At 39.1% G+C, this 18,809-nt stretch carries 19 protein-coding genes and 1 pseudogene; 7 read left to right on the forward strand and 13 right to left on the reverse strand.

Translation table 11 applies throughout. The annotated features are described in order from the left end of the window. Window positions 1-1,337 precede the first annotated feature (1,337 nt). From BTR25_RS22010 to BTR25_RS22020, 3 genes are all read right to left on the reverse strand, one after another. Window positions 1,338-2,273 carry an NADP-dependent oxidoreductase gene (locus BTR25_RS22010; protein ID WP_075690166.1) on the reverse strand — a complete coding sequence of 312 codons (936 nt, stop codon included), beginning with the start codon at window positions 2,271-2,273 and terminating at the stop codon, window positions 1,338-1,340. Between the two features lie 456 nt (window positions 2,274-2,729). Further along, window positions 2,730-3,191, reverse strand: a complete 462-nt coding sequence (locus BTR25_RS22015) for a CarD family transcriptional regulator (RefSeq protein ID WP_175596852.1) — start codon at window positions 3,189-3,191, stop codon at window positions 2,730-2,732. Window positions 3,192-3,635: 444 nt separating this feature from the next. Beyond that, window positions 3,636-5,003, reverse strand: coding sequence for a dipeptidase (locus BTR25_RS22020; RefSeq protein WP_075690183.1), 1,368 nt, complete (start codon window positions 5,001-5,003; stop codon window positions 3,636-3,638). Window positions 5,004-5,483: 480 nt separating this feature from the next. On the opposite strand from BTR25_RS22020, the gene BTR25_RS22025 reads away from it, so the two are divergent. Continuing rightward, the gene (locus BTR25_RS22025) at window positions 5,484-6,233 is read left to right on the forward strand and encodes a CAP domain-containing protein (RefSeq protein WP_075690168.1); all 750 of its coding nucleotides are present in this window, start codon (window positions 5,484-5,486) and stop codon (window positions 6,231-6,233) included. A 75-nt stretch (window positions 6,234-6,308) separates the two neighbouring features. On the opposite strand, the gene BTR25_RS22030 is transcribed toward BTR25_RS22025, so the two are convergent. From BTR25_RS22030 to BTR25_RS22055, 7 genes are all read right to left on the reverse strand, one after another. Continuing rightward, window positions 6,309-7,820: a sodium/proline symporter gene (locus BTR25_RS22030; RefSeq protein WP_075690169.1), complete on the reverse strand. Its 1,512-nt coding sequence runs from the start codon at window positions 7,818-7,820 to the stop codon at window positions 6,309-6,311. A 1-nt stretch (window position 7,821) separates the two neighbouring features. Beyond that, a complete protein-coding gene (locus BTR25_RS27820) occupies window positions 7,822-7,980 on the reverse strand; it encodes a hypothetical protein (RefSeq protein ID WP_175596851.1) in 159 nt (52 codons plus the stop codon). 74 nt (window positions 7,981-8,054) lie between these two features. Beyond that, window positions 8,055-8,405 carry a cupin domain-containing protein gene (locus BTR25_RS22035; RefSeq protein ID WP_075690170.1) on the reverse strand — a complete coding sequence of 117 codons (351 nt, stop codon included), beginning with the start codon at window positions 8,403-8,405 and terminating at the stop codon, window positions 8,055-8,057. Window positions 8,406-8,420: 15 nt separating this feature from the next. Next, window positions 8,421-9,182 carry an SDR family NAD(P)-dependent oxidoreductase gene (locus tag BTR25_RS22040; protein ID WP_217696985.1) on the reverse strand — a complete coding sequence of 254 codons (762 nt, stop codon included), beginning with the start codon at window positions 9,180-9,182 and terminating at the stop codon, window positions 8,421-8,423. Between the two features lie 97 nt (window positions 9,183-9,279). Further along, complete coding sequence (locus BTR25_RS22045; RefSeq protein WP_075690171.1) at window positions 9,280-10,374, reverse strand: Leu/Phe/Val dehydrogenase; 1,095 nt, start codon at window positions 10,372-10,374, stop codon at window positions 9,280-9,282. A gap of 30 nt (window positions 10,375-10,404) precedes the next feature. Further along, a complete protein-coding gene (locus BTR25_RS22050; protein WP_075690172.1) occupies window positions 10,405-11,235 on the reverse strand; it encodes a thiamine pyrophosphate-dependent enzyme in 831 nt (276 codons plus the stop codon). Window positions 11,236-11,248: 13 nt separating this feature from the next. Then, window positions 11,249-12,922, reverse strand: a complete 1,674-nt coding sequence (locus BTR25_RS22055) for a 2-oxoacid:acceptor oxidoreductase family protein (RefSeq protein ID WP_075690173.1) — start codon at window positions 12,920-12,922, stop codon at window positions 11,249-11,251. A 175-nt stretch (window positions 12,923-13,097) separates the two neighbouring features. Between BTR25_RS22055 and BTR25_RS22060 the strand changes: the two genes are divergently transcribed. The 3 genes and pseudogenes from BTR25_RS22060 to BTR25_RS28280 form a co-directional block, all read left to right on the forward strand. Further along, window positions 13,098-13,760 carry a GntR family transcriptional regulator gene (locus BTR25_RS22060; RefSeq protein WP_254842775.1) on the forward strand — a complete coding sequence of 221 codons (663 nt, stop codon included), beginning with the start codon at window positions 13,098-13,100 and terminating at the stop codon, window positions 13,758-13,760. A gap of 32 nt (window positions 13,761-13,792) precedes the next feature. Beyond that, complete coding sequence (locus BTR25_RS22065; protein ID WP_075690175.1) at window positions 13,793-14,584, forward strand: VOC family protein; 792 nt, start codon at window positions 13,793-13,795, stop codon at window positions 14,582-14,584. 88 nt (window positions 14,585-14,672) lie between these two features. After that, window positions 14,673-14,750 (forward strand): annotated as a pseudogene (locus tag BTR25_RS28280) (CAP domain-containing protein); the annotation flags it as partial. A gap of 337 nt (window positions 14,751-15,087) precedes the next feature. Here the strand turns inward: BTR25_RS28280 and BTR25_RS22070 are convergent. Then, window positions 15,088-15,369, reverse strand: a complete 282-nt coding sequence (locus BTR25_RS22070; protein WP_075690176.1) for a toxin-antitoxin system YwqK family antitoxin — start codon at window positions 15,367-15,369, stop codon at window positions 15,088-15,090. A 438-nt stretch (window positions 15,370-15,807) separates the two neighbouring features. Between BTR25_RS22070 and arr the strand changes: the two genes are divergently transcribed. From arr to BTR25_RS22085, 3 genes are all read left to right on the forward strand, one after another. Next, the gene (gene arr, locus BTR25_RS22075) at window positions 15,808-16,224 is read left to right on the forward strand and encodes an NAD(+)--rifampin ADP-ribosyltransferase (protein ID WP_075690177.1); all 417 of its coding nucleotides are present in this window, start codon (window positions 15,808-15,810) and stop codon (window positions 16,222-16,224) included. A 23-nt stretch (window positions 16,225-16,247) separates the two neighbouring features. Then, a complete protein-coding gene (locus BTR25_RS22080; protein ID WP_075690178.1) occupies window positions 16,248-16,442 on the forward strand; it encodes a hypothetical protein in 195 nt (64 codons plus the stop codon). 426 nt (window positions 16,443-16,868) lie between these two features. Further along, window positions 16,869-17,993, forward strand: a complete 1,125-nt coding sequence (locus tag BTR25_RS22085) for an NADH:flavin oxidoreductase (RefSeq protein ID WP_075690179.1) — start codon at window positions 16,869-16,871, stop codon at window positions 17,991-17,993. A gap of 191 nt (window positions 17,994-18,184) precedes the next feature. Here BTR25_RS22085 and BTR25_RS22090 read toward each other — a convergent pair whose 3' ends face one another. Then, a complete protein-coding gene (locus tag BTR25_RS22090; protein ID WP_075690180.1) occupies window positions 18,185-18,445 on the reverse strand; it encodes a hypothetical protein in 261 nt (86 codons plus the stop codon). A 105-nt stretch (window positions 18,446-18,550) separates the two neighbouring features. Continuing rightward, window positions 18,551-18,809: IS3 family transposase (locus BTR25_RS22095; protein ID WP_139311309.1), on the reverse strand; the 259-nt coding region annotated here is incomplete at its 5' end.

Raw genomic sequence — 18,809 nt, forward strand, 5'->3', positions numbered from 1 at the left:
ACTTATTCTGCAGTACCTGTGCGATCCATATCAGTAAGCATCCTTATACGCAATTAGGGAAGACAAATCTCTTGCACGAAAATACTATCGGATGTCACGAAAGTAAACAAGAAATTCACTGAAGAGAAAAGGTAATCCGGATCTTCACCAATGACCAATCAGCAGTCAGAATAATTGGTTCAGTTTTAATGGATATCGAAGAAAGTTGGACAAGCAACACTTATATAATAGAAAGGGAAATAACTCTAATCATTCGGAGTAGAAATGCCTAATTTCGAATTAACATTGAGCCTCCAGCGGGCATGATTTAAAGCCAGGAAGCCAGGAGTTTTACAACACCTGGCTTGCCCTCCAGGCCATCCTGCCCGCCCCTCAAATGCAAATTCGAAATAATTGTAGCTCACTATACAAATTTTCCAATAAAGTTGAAAATCATTGTTGACACTTTTACACAATAATATGGACTTGACTTCCTCTGATGCCCATGCTAGCCATAATTCGCTGTTTACGGTAACCAAAGAGGACCTCTGATGCCCGTGCTTGCCATAATTTGCTGTTTACGGTAATCAAAGAGGACCTCTGATGCCCGTGCTAGCCGTAATTCGCTGTTTACGGTAATCAAAGAGGACCTCTGATGCCCGTGCTAGCCATAATTCGCTGTTTACGGTAATCAAAGAGGACCTCTGATGCCCATGCTAGCCATAATTCGCTGTTTACGGTAACCAATGAGGGCCTCTGATGCCCGTGCTAGCCGTAATTCGCTGTTTACGGTAACCAAAGAGGACCTCTGATGCCCGTGCTAGCCATAATTCGCTGTTTACGGTAATCAAAGAGGACCTCTGATGCCCATGCTTGCCATAATTCGCTGTTTACGGTAACCAAAGAGGACCTCTGATGCCCATGCTAGCCGTAATTCGCTGTTTACGGTAACCAATGAGGACCTCTGATGCCCCTGCTAGCCGTAATTCGCTGTTTAGGGTAATCAAAGAGGGCCTCTGATGCCCATGCTAGCCATAATTCGCTGTTTACGGTAACCAAAGAGGGCCTCTGATGCCCATGCTAGCCATAATTGGCTGTTTACGGTAACCAAAGAGGGCCTCTGATGCCCGTGCTAGTCGTAATTCGCTGTTTACGGTAACCAAAGAGGGCCTCTGATGCCCGTGCTAGCCATAATTTGCTGTTTACGGTAACCAAAGAGGGCCTCTGATGCCCGTGCTAGCCGTAATTCGCTGTTTACGGTAACCAAAGAGGGCCTCTGATGCCCATGCTAGCCATAATTCGCTGTTTACGGTAATCAAAGAGGACCTCTGGTACCGCCATAACCGACTGTGTGCAGATTATTTAACTTTAATGACAATTTTCCCTTTGGCATGATGTGTCTCACTTAATTCATGTGCTTTTTGTAATTCTTCTGCTGAGAAATCAAATACACTACCCACTTGAGGCTTAAGTATTCCTTTCTCAAGTAACTCCCCTAGTTCACCTAGCTGTTTACCATTTGGCGTTAACCAATAGGAGCTTGCCGTTACTTGATGTTTTTCTGCTAATGCTTGATCGGGTTGTCCGGCAATCGTTACTAGTCTGCCACCAGGCTTTAATACCCGGAAGCTTTTATTTAAAATGTCGCCGCCCATTGTATCAATCACCACATCATAATCACTTAATACTTCCTCAAATTGTTGTGTGCGGTAATTAATGAATTCATCTGCACCTAGCTCTTTTACATATGCTTCATTTTTTTCACTCGCTGTTGTCGCGACATAGGCACCCAAATGTTTTGCCATTTGAATGGCCAAGCTTCCTACACCACCAGCTCCAGCATGGATGAGTACTTTATCTCCTTGCTTGACTTTTGTATGATCTACTAGACACTGCCAAGCGGTTAAACCTGCTAATGGAATAGAGGCAGCCTCTTCAAATGTCAGGTTGCTAGGCTTTTTCGCAAGCAATTCCTCATCCACAGTCGTAAATTCCGCATAAGTACCTTCCGCGGTTGTATCCGGTCGCGCAAAAACTTCATCCCCGACCTGAAAATCCGTCACTTCACTTCCAACTTCAACGATCTTACCAGCAACATCCCAGCCTAGGATAATAGGGAATGTCCAATCTAGCATCTGCTTCAAGTAACCCGCACGAAGCTTCCAATCAATCGGATTAATGGAAGTTGCATAAACCGCAACAAGTACTTGGTTTGGTTTTATTTCTGGTTTCGGTAGCTCCTGCTCCACTAACCCATTCTTACTACCATATTCATTGATGACAACCGCACGCATGAACAGCACTTCCTTTTACGTGATAGATTTGCACGCTCTAGTATTCGTTTCTTCCTAAGAAGCCATTCCTTCTCGTCAGAGCTTGATAAAAAGATTTCCACTTTGACACAAAATATATCTTAGCTTCAAATAGCTTGAAATCAAAATAAATTGCTCAAGGAAAAAGGGCCAGTCCCCCACCGGTTTAAACTACTACCGTTGTGCGGGACTGACCCCATAACCCAAGTAAAATCAAGTGACCATTTTATCAAGTTATTGATGAAACTTCAAACGTTCGTAAAAGTAATTTAAATAAAAGAAATGGAGTAGATTGTAGAAATAACAAAAGAGGTTAATGCTCAAAAGGTGTGTTGGAGAAGTTGATTGTCTTTGAAATGATTTACTTTTAATAATAAACATATTCCCAAAAAATTCAGGATATTTTCGGGAGATGTCATACATTATCTAAAATTAACCTTAACAGAAACTTTTAATTTGATTTTCAGTAATCCCTTCAATTAATCCTAGTTCACTAATCAAAAATTCATGTGCGTTAGATAACATTGTTTTTTCACTTGTATTCAGTGCTTTTTCTTTCTTCATACGCATTAAATCACGTACAACTTCAGTACATTCTTGTATTTTACCCGTTTTTATTTTGTCCGTATTCACTTTAAACCTTTGTTTCCACGGCAGTAATCGATCTGATTCTCCATGATGAAAAATGTTTATGATGTGTTTTAATGCAATTATGTCAGTAATAGGGCGTATATTTGAACTCAATATTTTACCCGTAGGAATCATGACTTGCATATTACCGATTAACATTTTTATGACATAGTACTGTTGTTTTTCCCCCGAGATTTCCTTTTCTTCTATGGATTTAATTATACCTACTCCGTGCATTGGATAAACAATGTTATCGCCAATTTGAAACAAATAATCCACCTCCATAATGGTAACCTTCCTAACCTTAACACATAAGTAATTTTTTATCAAATTTTCTATAATATCATAATTTTATTTTACGTGTCAACTACTTAATCTTAAAAAATAAAAAAAGTTAAATAAGGGTCAGTCCCCCATTTTAGTAAAGCGTTACCGTACCGATAGATAGGGTAGAAATCTGAAGATAGTTGGATTTGTTTGATTGTAAATCGGTTTTAGCAAGAGTGTATTGCGATGAAGATTCTCCGACGGTAAGATGAGTGATTTGATAGGATAATTGTTTGGAGAACATAATCCTGGATTGACCAATACGAGCACGGCATCAAAGTCCTCACAATCTTAGTATTGTGTTATAACCTGTGACCAAGCCAATTTCAAAATAAAGTGCCAGTCACTACCTCCATTTTGTAAATGAAGGTAGTGGCCGGCACTATTTTACTTATTAAGAAGTTCTAAAAAGGAACAGATAGTTAAAATCCCTTTATCAAAGTTTTCTAAGTTAAAGTGTTCGTTTGGAGCATGAAGATTCTCATCTGGTAAACCAAATCCCATTAAGACAACAGGAACGTTTAGCGATTGGTTGAAATCCGATACAATGGGAATCGAACCACCTTCTCTTTTGTAAACCGGTGCTTTCCCATAAACGATTTCGTATGCTTCTGCCGCTTTTTGGATCATCGGACTGTCGATCGGGGTTAAAAATGGGTTTCCCGTATCTTGCAAAGTCACTTTCACCGTGCATCCCTTTGGTGCATGTTCTTCAAGATGCTTTTTGATCAAGCCCTGAATTTGTTCTGGGTTTTGGTTATGAACCAGCCTGCAGGTGATTTTGGCATGAGCCTCATTTGGGATTACCGTTTTTGTCCCTTCTCCCTGAAAACCGCCCCATAAACCGTTTATTTCTAATGTTGGACGTGAACTGATTCTCTCTGGATAAGGAAAATGATCTTCCCCTCCCGTTAATTCCGTTAATCCTAACGTTCGTTTTAGCTTTTCTTCATTGAAACCTAGTGCTTTAATTTGGTCTTTTTCAAATTCTGTCAGTTCTACTACATCATCATAAAAATGGTCCACGGTTACTTTACCGTTTTCATCATGTAAGGTAGAAAGAAGCTTTACCAATAAGTGGTTCGCGTTCTGGACTCCACCGCCATACATGCCAGAGTGGAGATCAGAATTAGCGGTTTTGAGTGAAAATTCTAGTGCACAAAGACCTCTTAAAGAGTAGGTGATCGCTGGTACGCCTTTGTCCCACATATCAGAATCAGAAATTACCACCACATCACAGGATAATTTTTCTTTATTGGCAGATAAAAATGCAGGAAGATGAGGACTACCGATTTCTTCTTCTCCTTCAATGCAAAATTTAACGTTTACCGGTAATTTTCCTTCTAGTTTCAATAGTGCTTCCACCGCTTTAATATGTAAGAACGTCTGCCCTTTGTCGTCCGTTGCTCCTCTAGCGAAAATCTTTTCATCACGGATGGTTGGTTCAAACGGAGGCGTTTCCCACAAGTGAACTGGATCAACAGGCTGTACGTCATAATGGCCGTACACTAAAACGGTTGGAGCGTTTTCTTGATGAATCCAATCCGCATAAACGATCGGGTGGCCTTTTGTCTGTATGACTTCAACATGTTCCATTCCAATGGATTCCAATTTATTAGCAATCCATGTAGCTGCTTTTTGAATATCTTCTTTATGTTCGGATAAGGAGCTTATGCTAGGGATTCTTAGCAATTCTTTCAATTCCTCGACATTTTGATGATGTTCATTGGATAAGCGTTCTGATAATTGACTCATATTCTCACCTTTTTTCGTTTTTTTCTCATCTTTCTTTATTAAAAAAGACAAGTTGACCTTTAGTATTCTATGTTCTCTTTTATTTTGAACAAAAACTTCCTACATTTCCACTAATTTCTCAGGGCACAATTAAATTTGTTTACTAAATTGAAAAAGAAGATGGTTGATTACCCAAATCAAACTTGATAACCCAGAGTCACATTTGTCATAAACCATTAACATCCGTCACATATCCCTCTTCATTTCAAACCTGTCAATAGGCCTTTCCTAGTATAGTCTTCCTCTTTCCTAAAAACACACACATATAAAAAACAAATCATATTCCGTCAAATCTATTATTTTTCAATAATAGATCGAAATGAATTTAGTAGAAAAGTTTTGGTTTTAGCTGTGCAGGAAAAGTCTTCCTGAAATATTACAAAATTCTCATGCTATGATTTGGTTGAAGCAAAGATAGACAACATCAAGGAGGACTTGAATATGAAGAAAACAGTATTATCTTTAGCAGTAGCAGGTGCCCTATTTGTTACAGGACCATTAATTAGCTCAGCGGAGAAGTTAGATGGATCAACGAAAGTGTTTGAGGGCCGTTATGTGGTATCTGTTAACAACACTACGAATTGGAATGATCTCATTCAAAACGTGCTGAAAAAATACTATTATCAAACTCAAACTCAGCCAAAAGTTGTGGCACCTACTCCACCAGCTGAGGTGCCAGTAATAGAACCGGAACAAGCACAACCAACAGAACCAAAAGCTGAAGAACCTATCGTGGAAAGCCCTGTTGTTCAGCAACCTGTGCAACAGCAGCCTGTAGAGCAAACGAACGAAACGACAAATCCGGCAACGTATTCATTAAGTCAATATGAGCAAGAAGTGGTGACATTAACGAATAATGAACGTGCAAAATATGGCTTACAGCCACTAAAAATTGACTTGAAATTAAGTGAGGTTGCTAGAGTTAAATCAACTGATATGAAGAGCAACGGGTATTTTTCTCATACTAGCCCAACCTACGGATCACCATTTGATATGATGAAGCAATTTGGTGTTCAATACCGTTTAGCTGGTGAAAATATTGCAATGGGCCAACGCTCACCACAGGAAGTTGTAACTGCTTGGATGAATAGCGAAGGTCATCGCAAGAACATCTTAAACTCAAGTTTTACTCATATTGGGGTAGGTCATGTTGAGGGTAATTATTGGACACAGATGTTTATTGGAAAATAAGTTAGGGATAGTATTTCCCTTTTAATAAAATGTGCCAACCCCTCAGCATTGGGATTGGCACATTTTAATTTATACTTATGAAATTCCCTTAATAATTTCTTCTGCATTTTCTGGCTTTTTGGTAAATTTGCTGACAATAATAGTTACTACAGTAGCGATTAAAAATCCATGGAACGCTTCGTATGTGATTCCAAAGAAGATCGATGACATAACTTCTTTTACATTTGGTAAAAACGTTAACGTCCATGCTGGTTGTTGTTTSACCAATACGACTGTAATTAAGCCTGTAATCATTCCCCAGAAGACACCTAACTTTGTTGTTCCTTTCCAATAGAAAGATAAAAGTAATGCAGGACCAAAGCATGCACCCAAGCCGCCAAAAGCAAATAATACCATCCAAAAAACAAATTCTTGGAAAGAAAATGATAACCACATTGCTAGGGCCATAATTAATAAAATAGATAAGCGGCTATAAAGAACTAATTTTTGATTAGATATTTCTTCCCCTTTTGAAAAATATTTATTATAGATGTCGTGTACAACTGCACTCGATGCTACCAGTAGTTGACTATCTGCACTGGACATGATTGCAGCCAAAACAGCTACTACTAAAATACCAAAAATAAATGGATTAAATAGCTCATTTCCTAACGCTGTGAATATGGCTTCATGGTTTTCCCCCGGCAACATAGAAATATCAGGGAAATACGCTCTACCAACTAGACCGATCATGATGGCTCCATAAGCCATAGTAAGATTCCAAAACGTACCAATTAGTGCTGCTTTACGCATTTCAGAAACACTCTTTAACGACATATACCTTACAAGGATATGCGGATTCCCAGGACTGCCTAGTCCTATTGCTAAAAGTCCCCCTATAGCACCGAATGTAAACGAAAATACGTTAATAAATCCTCCCCCTTGAGCATGCATGGCATCTAACACGGGACCAAAGCCGCCCAATCCTATGATGGCAACGGTTGGTACAATAACGAGAGAGAGGAACATGAACGAAGCCTGTAATACATCCGTTTTTGAAACTGCATGAAAGCCGCCAAGTAAGGTGTAAATTAGAATGATACTTGCTGTTAACCACATTCCGGCAGTGCTACTCATTCCTAAACTACCAGAAAACGCTACTCCGCCTGCTACAATTTGACTACCCACATAAGCAATCATAAAGAAGATGATAATCAAAGAGCTCGTGACTCGTAACAATTTTGTTTTATCCTGGTAACGCGCCTCCAAGATATCTGGCACGGTGATACTATTATACTTTTCGCTAAAATTCCTAAATCTTTTTGCAACAAAGAAGAACATAAAGATCTCAACAAGGATATAACCTACGGCTGCCCAGATGGCCTGAAGTCCGCCAAGGTACGCCATTCCCGTAACACCAAGGACTAACCAAGCACTTCTTCCAGAACTAACCGCACTAAGAGCAACCGTCCACTTCCCAAGGCTTCTTCCCGCTAGAAAGAAATCAGTTAAACCGCCAGATGACTTTTTCGAACTTAGGATTCCAATTGCAATTAATAGCAGCAAATAGATAATAAATACAGTTATTGTTAGAGGATGTGCTGTCATCTTACACCCYCCCCTCTATTTCTGTCGATTTACTAGAACCTTGTAAATCTATTTTTTCGTTTGCCTCATCTTTTCTTTTCTGATTAAAGTAACAAAGGAATGTAATAACCGCAACCGCAATTGGAAAGCCTATCAAGCTTAAAAAAATACTAAAAGTCATCTTTTAACCTCCTGTTTGTTTACATACCATAACATTCAAATTATTCTGTAAACTAAATCATAAAATTTTTTTATTTACCGCTGCTTACTCCAGTTTGCTGGGTAAAGACAAAAAATGAAGGTTCCCTGTGATGAAGTTTCGTACGTTATAGGCGTTGATTTCTCAATAAAGAAGGAATCTCCTTCTTTTCCAATCCGTTTTTCACCATTCGAATCGATTATCACCTCACCTTCTGTTACAAATAAAATCTCATCATATTGAACAGTCCAGGGAAACTTACAATCTTCCATTTTTACAATTCCTCCGCCAAGGGAGGAAGAAATCTTGTCTGTAACAAATCTAGCAATTTTTGCAGAGCCATTCCCCTCTGTTCCTTCTAATGGCTCAAACAAATACTCTTCCTTTTTAAACAAAATGACTCCCAAGATCTTCGCTCCTTTCTACCAGCCACCGTAAGCCAGCCAGCCGCCATCCACGTTATACGTCGATCCAGTTACGTAACTTGCTTCCTCTGATGCTAAGAACAACGTAACATCAGCTACCTCCTTTACGGTACCAAAGCGGCCAAGCGGAGTTCTTCCTTTAATATCGTCATCAGAATATCCTCCAGTTTCCTGGTCCGTTACATCTAACGGAGTTTTAATAAATGCCGGTGCGACAGCGTTTACTCTAATATTTTTCTCTGCTAATTCTACAGCTAAGACTTTTGTTAGTCCGTTAATACCAAATTTTGTAGAACTATACGCGGCCCTCATTGGTGCACATTTTTCTCCGAATATCGAGGTAATATTGATGATGGATCCGCCCCCAAACTGCTCCATATATTTACCTGCTACCTGACAACTAAAGAATAAACCTGTTAGATTTGTATCAATGACTGTCCTCCAATCTTCCTCACTTAATTCCAATGAAGGACCAATTCGGTTTACACCAGCATTATTTACGATCACATCTAGCTTTCCGTATTTTTCTACGGTTTTATCCACTAGATTTTGTACGGATGCCTTGTTTGAAATGTCTGCGGCAATCGCCGTTACTTCATACCCTTTTTCTCTTAAACGTGCTGCTGTTGCATCCGCTCTTACTTGACTTCTTGAATTTACGATTACCTTTGCCCCTTCTTCAGCAAATCGTTCTGCAATGGCCTCACCAATTCCCATACTAGATCCAGTCACGATGCAAACTTTGTCTTTTAAACGCACGAAACACCATCTCCTTAAATTTAATGATGTTAAACCTTCTATCTACTGACTTTGTTGCCACGTAAATCCCTGCTTTATTAGTCCATCACAAAAACATTTATGTTAACACATCAAATTGTCTTCGTAACTGTTTTGCCTTTCCTACACTACTAATTCGTCTTTCAGCTAATAGATCAGCAGCTTTATAGGTTGGGATACTTTCATTCTTTGAAATCGCAATTAACTCTGTCATCGTCTCATAAACCCGTTTGACAGAATTGATTCCTCTCTCTTGATTAAAGCCACCCGGCTTAATTCGGTCGGTATCAAAAATGGTCCCACCAGAGTTTGCGATATAATCTGGTGCATAAAGAATGCCCATTTCATCTAAATGGTCGCCGTGTCTTTCCTCTGTTAACTGGTTATTGGCAGAACCCGCAACAATTTGACATTTTAGTCTCGTTAACGACTGGTCATTGATCACTTTTCCTAATGCACACGGTGAAAAAATCTCCACTTCCAGAGAATCAATCTCATCCACTTTTGCCGTTCTAGTATGAAACTCTTCTGAGACCTCTTTCACTCTCTTTTCATCAATATCTGCAATCGTAATATTTGCACCCTCATCAGCCAGTAATTTGACTAAATGGTAGCCAACGCTTCCTACCCCTTGAACGGAAACACTCACATCTTTTAAGCTGTCCGTACCTAGCTTTTCCTTTGCACAAGCCTTCATTGATTGAAAGGTACTTAAAGCGGTGTAAGGTGAAATTTCACCTGCTCCCCCAAATTCTCTTGGAAGTGTCACGACATAAGGAGTTTCTAGACGGATCGTTTCCATATCTCTTAAAGTTGTTCCTACATCTTGACCTGTAATGTACGTACCATTTAGGCGATTTAAAAATCTTCCAAAAGACCTGAAGAGTGCTTCACTTTTTTGTGTTTTCGGGTCACCAATGATGACAGCCTTTCCTCCGCCGAGCTCCACACCTGCAGCAGCATACTTATACGTCATTCCTCGTCCCAGCCTTAAGGCATCTTCAATCGCATCCCACTCATTTGCATACGTCCACATTCTGCATCCACCGGTTGCTGGACCTAATGTTGTATCATGGATACAAATCACGCCCTTAATGCCCGTTTGGTTATCATTAAAAAAATATAAATTTTCATAGTTATACTTTTCTAAGTATTCAAAAATTTTACCTTCCATTTATGCTTCACCTCGTCTATATTTTTGTAACTATGCTAGATTTTTTTTAATAAATGAAGTTAACTCTACGTCTTTTATCGTTTTGTTTGAGTGTTGAATACTATGTCTTTCTGATTTCTTCTCCCATAACACGCCTGTAGGCATGGACGATTGGCAAATCATGCTTACGAATTCTACCGCATCTTTTGCTGGCCTATCCTGGACATCTATATTTTCACGATAATAGTCATACCCTTGTTTTTTATTAAAAACGACACACGGGCTAAAAATATTGATTAATGAAAAGCCTGGATGTTGAATTCCTTTTTCGATTAGATTGACAAGCTGTTTAATATCCCCTGAAAATCCCTGTCCGATGAATGATGCTCCTGTTGAAAATGCTAACATTAATGGGTTTATTGGTTGATCTGTATTCCCATTGGGAGAGGTAGAAGATTGGTAGCCTAATGGACTTGTTGGAGATGTTTGACCTTTGGTGTTTCCATATACTGAATTGTCCATGACAATGTAGGTGATTGGTAAATCGCGTCTAGCGGCATGAACAAGATGTCCAACACCTATACCGTACCCATCGCCATCGCCGCCTGCAGCAAGGACCGTTAATTCTGGTCTTGAGGATTTTATTCCTAAAGCTGTTGGTAATGTGCGCCCATGTGGTGTGTGGATGGAATAGCCGCCGAAGTAATGTCCAATTTTTCCACTACAACCGATACCTGATACCAAAACAGAATCTTCCGGTTGTACACTTAAATTTGCTAATGCTGTTTTGATCCCGCTTAACACTGCATAATCTCCACACCCTGGGCACCATGTCGGTGAATTACCATTAGAGTAATCTTTTGTTGTTACAGTTGTATTCATCCTTTCACCTCCCTTAAATCGTTTGATTTACTTGTTTTTTTGAGATTTCAGTAACAGCAGCTTCAAATTCGCCATCTGTAAAATGTTCACCATCAAAACGGAGCAAGGAATGTACCTCCTTTTCACCAAATACATCTTTCAGCAGTGTTCTAATTTGACCTCTCGCGTTATATTCAGCAACAATAATTTGCTCAATCCCTTCGAGGCTTTCTGATAATTCTTCTACTGGTACGGGTGAAAGCTGTCTGATCAATAAACCTTGGTATTTATATGGATTTTTTTGCACGAAATTTTCGATTACCTCTCCAAGTGCACCGGTTCCAATGATCATGACCGGAGATTTTACTTCCCCTACCCTTGTAAAAGGACGATGATAATTGATTTTGTCTGCTTTATGCAAGCGTCTTTTGTGCAAAGTATGCCTTACTTCCTTAAAGTCAGGCTCCATAAAACCTCTCTCGTCATGTTCGTCACCACTGGCAACATAGGCACCACCTTTAACACCTGGTACAGTTCGTAGTGGAGGTTTACCATCAATTGATTCAAATCGAGTATATTGGTCAACTTCTATTGGCTCGAATACTGTTGGTCCTCGGTCTATTTTTGTTTTATTGATGGCATTTTCGACTTCTGACCATGGAATAGAAATTCTCCTCAGTGCTAGATCGAGGTCTAAAGCAAGGATGACGGGACATTGATAATAATCTGCAAGGTTCAGTGCTTCTTGCATGGTGACAATACAGTCCGTCACACTCGTTGGTGTTAATAATATTCGTGAAAATTCACCATGGCCGGCATAATTCAAATGCAAAAGGTCACTTTGCTCTGTTTTCGTCGGCATTCCAGTAGAAGGACCTCCCCGCTGGTTATCTACCAACACTAAAGGGATTTCAGTTGCCGAAGCATAGCCTAATCCCTCTGTCATCAGAGAAAGACCAGGTCCACTCGTTGCAACAAAGGTTCGTCTGCCAGCATAGGAACACCCAATCGCGGCGTGAATCGCTGCCATTTCATCCTCGACTTGATATGCACCCCCTCCTAGGGATGGAAGCCACTTTGAAAAATTTTCAAGTATTTCTGATGCAGGCGTGATTGGGTATCCATAATAGTGTCTGACTCCTCCACTAACACCCCCAATACACAGTGCATCATTTCCAGATATCGTTACATTTTCGGCCGAATGTTGTTTAAACGGATCTTTACCCTTTACCGTTAGTCCTAATTCATATCCCCCATTTAATAAGCGGATATTTTTTTCGCCATTAAACTTTGCTAGAACTTCTGCTTGGATCTGATTGTATGGTAAGCCTAAGTATCCGCCGATAATTCCTAAAGACCAAATATTGTACCCTATTTTTGGAGGAGTGCCTTGGTGGCCATTAGGAACCCCCGCTACTGATGCGGGGCCAAATAGCATGTTTTTATCTTTTAATCTTGGTAAAAAATTCTCTGCTCCTGCGTCATCCCAAACAACCGCTAAATCGATTTGCTCTAAACGCGGTGGAAGGTCTTCATTCGGTTCCTCCGCTATGTATATTTCAAAAATGGTCCCTCCCCCGCGTATAATGGTTGAAAACTCTCTCCATGTTCGATGAATATATCCGTGATCTTGAATCACTTTCGATAAAATTTCTCCTGCGGTTTCTATTCCTTGACCCGTTAATCCATAAAGTCCGATACTTTTCATCCACTTCCCACTCCTTTGTTTGCGGCTTGTTCTAATATCTGATATATTAGATAATTGTTTAAAATATTCACAATATTTTATAAATTAAAAATATTAATCATGTTTTTTTTAATATCTGATATATTAGATAATAATATTTAGACTGCTTTATATATAGAAAGGAGTTATTACCTTGTTGGATAATCGAAATTTAAACCTAAAAATTTATTTTTATATAAGAGATGAAATTATTAATAATCATTTAAAACCTGGATCAAGAATTGATTATAATAAGCTAGCAACCGAACTCGGTGTAAGTAAAACTCCTGTACGGGATGCGCTGCAACGATTACACCAGGATGGATTAATCGAGGTACAAAGTCGCTCCGGAACATATGTAAGCACACCAAAAGAAAAGGATGTTGAGGAGATTTTTGATGTCAGGAAGGCACTTGAAAGGCAAGCGGTAAGTCTTGCGATCAGACATCTTTCAAAAGAAACGCTTAACGTGCTCTATGATGAAACCATTGTGGCCGAAAGTGAAATCGATAGAGGAAATTTTCAACCATTTTTTCAAGCCGATCGAAAATTTCATAAAACATTAATCAATCATTCTAATAGTTCAAGATTAATTAAAATCATGGAATCGTTAGAAGTACAAATCATGTGGATTGGCGTCATTATTGCTTACCATTCTGAAAGACCTCGTTTAGCAAATGCTCAGCACCAGCAAATTATTTCGGCACTTTTGGATGCTAACACCCCATTGGCTCAAGATTTAATGGAGGAACATATTGAATCGATCAAGCAAATGACATTAATCGATTTTAAAAATAACTCGGAAATCAATCAGTACTAATTAAATATTTTTGAAGGAAAAGAGGGATATGGATGGATCTCCGGTTTGATCACATTATCTATTACTCTAGCGACCCACAAGCTGTTCAGTATAAACTTCAAAGTCTAGGTTTTCATGTTACCCCAGGCGGAAGCCACCCCAATTGGGGGACGTACAACTATCTTTGTTTTTTCGGACTTAGCTATATTGAAATTGCAGGAATTGAGGACAGGGAAAAGGCAAATATGGTTGAAGGAAATCCGTTTGTACAGCAAATGTTATCTGAAGGAATAGAGGGAAATTGTTTCTTAAGGGCGGTCTTAAGAACAAATCAAATCGATACGGTTTTGGAAAGGTTACAGAAAAAAGGGATAAAAATGGTTGGTCCCATTTCAGGCAGTAGGAAACAGAAAAACGGAACTCTATTAAATTGGTCCATGCTCTTTCCTGAAGATCATAAAGAAGACCCGTTCCATTTACCGTTTATCATTGACTGGCATATGACCGACGAAGAACGAATGCGAAGTTTAAAAGAAAATCGTGTCATAGAAGACCATCTAGCCGGAAAAGTAGATTTATTAAATATCCCGATTGCTGTTCATGATGTTTCAACAGCCGCTTTAAGATGGCAAGAACTATTCGAATTTGATTCCAGCGAGCAGTACATTGATAAAGAAATGGATGCACTATGCCAGGACATTGATGCTAATGGGACAACAATAAAGCTTTGCCAACCGCTAAATGATAACGGTATGATTCAGCAAGTGCTTAACCAGCGCGGAGAAAGGCCGTTCCATGCAAGTATTTCCGGACTCCAAAAGGATCCGTACTATTATTTAATATGAAGCATGGGTGGAAGCATAGGGACGGTTCTCTTGCTTCCTTCGATCAACGAAACGATACGAAAGGAAGGACCGTCCCTATGTTTTATCTATAAGCTCAAACTACACTCATATTGGAGTAGGTCATGTTGAGGGTAATTATTGGACACAGATGTTTATTGGAAAATAAGTTTGATTAGCAATATATTATTTCCCTTTTAGTAGACATGGGCATTCAGCGGAGGTTTCGTTGGGTGTCTATTTCATTTTACTATATAAAAACTTCCTATCACTTCGAAGTCCTTCATTATCGTGTTCCTACCCAACTATCGGTGCGGGCTATTTTTGGGGTAAAACTTCGAAGACGGAATCTAGTTTTTTAAAGAAAAGAAAAAAAGTGCCAAGCACCTTCCAATTTTGTAACAAATGAAATAACCGCAAATCATAGCGGCTTATCTTATTTCATTTACATAGTTTACTAGGTCAGTGCTACTCCTGTATAACTTAAAGTGCCGGGGGCTACCATTTTATTTTTTATCACGATTCGAGGTTTTGTATTTTTCACCTTTGCTATCATAGGTGACCCATTCACCAACTGGCTCACCCCTTTCAAAATAACCTGAACGTTTAATTGTTCCATCGGTACGATACCATTCCCAATAGCCATCTGGCATATCATCAATCACTTTTCCCTTTGACCATATCGTGTTTCCCTTTGCGTGGTACTTTATCGTGTAACCATCAATCACTTCCAGTTTCTTTTCCTTGACACCATTTGGGTGAATAAATTCACATTTTTCATTTTCCATGTCATACCTCCATAACCATTTTTAAATGCTTTTTTTAAGCTGAAAATAGCATAAAGACAAACATTTATTCAGAGTAACTCCCTTTTCTATATATGTGGACCTGTATAATTAAAAATTTCACAAGAAATGCCCGATTTAACATAAAAAATCCTTAAGAAATCGAACATCTTCTCAAGGACCGAATGCTAAGCTGCTATACCGTTCGTCTGTATATCGAACCTGTTCACAAATGTCATCATTCATTCTTTATCGTTTGTGTCAGCAGGAATATAATCTGAATATTTTTATCTACATCTTATACCTTTACTTATCAATAAACAATAATTCACTCTCTCTACTTTCATTATACTACTAATAATAAATTAGTTATAGACTACTCTTTCTAAAGATCTTGTTCTATACTGTTGTATACAAATTCAAAAAAAGAGGTGTATGCGGATGATTAACCAAAATGATGTCTTAGATAATGGCCCTTTCTTTCATGGTACGAAAACAGAACTAAAAATTGGAGATCTATTAGAACCGGGACACGTATCAAATTACCAGGACAGGAAATCTAACTATATCTACTTCACTGCAACATTAGAGGCTGCTAAATGGGGTGCTGAATTAGCAACAGCTACATCTAAAGAAAGAATATACATTATAGAGCCACTAGGTGATTTTGAAAATGATCCGAACTTAACTGACAAAAAGTTCCCTGGAAATCCAACACGTTCTTATCGGTCAAAATCGCCTTTGAAAATAATCGCTGAATTAAGTTCATGGGAAAGACATTCCGATGAACAAATCAATCATATGCTTACATCTTTAAAAAAGTTACGTGAACAAGGAAAAGCTGTAATATACGATTAATCATCCACCTTGAAGGTGAGAAAGTGCTCTTTACCACCACCATTACAACAGCTGAACAAACCTTTTCTAATACCACTTCTCTGTATCCTGTCACATCAAAGCAATTGCTACCAGCTTTAAGAAATTGCGGATTTCAATCAGTTGAACTATATGGAAATTTTGAAAAAGATCCTTATTCACTAAATTCAGCAGCGGTCATCGTTGTTGCTAAAAAATAACATAGGCGCTGCTTTTAATTGAACACCTTTTTACTTATGAAGACCTTTTTTCTGATTTCCCAAAGAGAAAAGGTCTTCATCACCTTAATGAAGACCTTTTTCTACGTTTTCCCAATGGGATGTGGTCTTCATCCTCTTAATGAAGACCTTTTTCTACGTTTTTCCAATGGGATGTGGTCTTCATCCTCTTGAAGACCTTTTTCTGCGTTTTTTCCAATGGGATGTGGTCTTCATCCTCTTATTAAGGAAACCCACCATCAAGGGTGGATATTTTAATAGTTAAATAACAGTGTTAAAGCCCAGGGGACTGTCCCGGGTAGCACACAGTATTAGAATAATATAGAACTTATCAGTTTATATTTGAATAGTAGAATTGTAGAATGAAGGAAGCACGATAAACCGAATTAGCGGAAGGAATTGATCGTCTTGGAACAAAAGTACGCAGGTCATACTTTGTTACAATCAGTATCGTTTGGAAATCAAAGGTTAGCAAGCCGGTTGGTTATGGCTCCCATGACAAGAATCTTTTCTCCCAATGGTATTCCTGGGGAAAATGTTGCTCACTATTACCGTAGACGTGCAGAGAATGGGATTGGTCTCATCATCACAGAAGGAACAGCAATCAACCACCCTGCTGCAGTCATGAGCCCAGATATTCCCCGTTTTTATGGTGAGGCTGCCTTAAATGGCTGGAAAAATGTTGTGAATGAAGTCCACGAAGCAGGCGGCAAAATCATTCCACAATTATGGCATGTAGGTGCAGCACGAAGAGCAGGCAGTGAACCGAATAGTGACGCACCACCTGTGAGTCCGTCTGGCTTTACTTTAAGAGGCCAAAAAAATGAGAAAATAAAGGCTTTAACGAAAAATGAAGTCGTCGAAATGATTGATACATACGCCGAAGCGGCAGCTAACGCGAAACGCATCGGATTTGATGGTATTGAATTGCATGGAGCACATGGATACTTAATTGATCAATTTTTTTGGGAAGTAACCAATAAGCGTGATGATGTGTATGGTGGCGACCTTGGGGAGCGAACAAAATTTGCCGCCGATATCGTTCGTGCTTGCCGAAAAGCAGTAGGCCCCGACTTTCCGATTGTCTTTCGTTATTCACAATGGAAAGGAACCGATTATCAAGCTAAATTAGCTAATACCTCTAAGGAGCTTGAACAGTTCCTTACTCCCTTGGTTGAAGCTGGGGTAGACATTTTCCACTGCTCTACAAGACGAATATGGGAACCTGAATTTGAAGAGGAAGATCCATCATTAAATTTAGCCGGATGGACGAAACGATTGACGAAAAAGCCAACGATCGCGGTCGGTTCTGTTGGAATAAACCGTGCCTATCTGAGTAATCAGGATCATGCTCAGGTAACCATTGAAGACAATCTCAGCCTAATAGATGAAAAAATCAAAGCAGGCGAATATGACTATGTAGCCGTTGGCCGTGCAGTGCTAGCTGATCCAGAATGGGCAGTAAAACTTAAGAGTGGTAAACTTGATCAAGTGACGCATTATACTAAGGAATCCGAGAAATATTTGATTTAATACATGCTTATCTTAAACATGTATATAAAGCCTAGCCAATTTTTCCAAGGCTAGGCTTTTATTCCTTTAACACTTCCACTAGCCGATTCTGCCAAAATCCGCTTTTACTTTTTCATATTAATAAATGAACACTACAAACACAGTAACTTTATGTTTTGATAAAATATAATTAATTGGACGATTCACACATATTAAGGTAAAAGTTCGATCAAACTCTGCTTCAACTCTTCACCCACTTTAGATTTGGACTGAATATGCTTAATCGTACATTCTCCCAGTCCAAATCCCCATATATCTCTCCAAGCTCTGGCTTTCACTCTAGATTGATCAATGTCGGCTCCCATTGCCTCTGCTGCAAGAATATCCCCACCGCAGGATATGTAGGCGTAAAGGATAATAATTCCCTCCCAAAATTTCTTAACTTCTCCCGCGAAAGTCAAAGGGTTACTCATTCAGGGAAATCATTCCCAGCGTCGCCACCTGCTCCGCTACACACCAATATAAGACTAACTCCCCTGTAAAGTGTACCCGTTGTAAAGGACATTTTTAAAAAAGACCTAGGCAGTTTTAATAAGATGATTTCTGTATTGAACAGGGGTCATCTTATTTAAGTTCCATTGGTATCTGTAGTTATTGTAGTAAATCATATATTGCTTAATTTCACGCTTTAGTTCATCTAAACTCGTACATGGCTTAAAATAGGATTCGTCCTTAAAATGGCCAAAGAATGATTCCTGCGGAGCGTTATCCCAACAGTTTCCTCGTCTTGACATTGATTGACGCAATCCAAGTTTCTTCACTAACTTTTGAAAGTCA

Origin of the sequence: Bacillus sp. MRMR6 (assembly GCF_001940785.1) — a bacterium.
GTDB lineage: Bacteria > Bacillota > Bacilli > Bacillales > Cytobacillaceae > Neobacillus.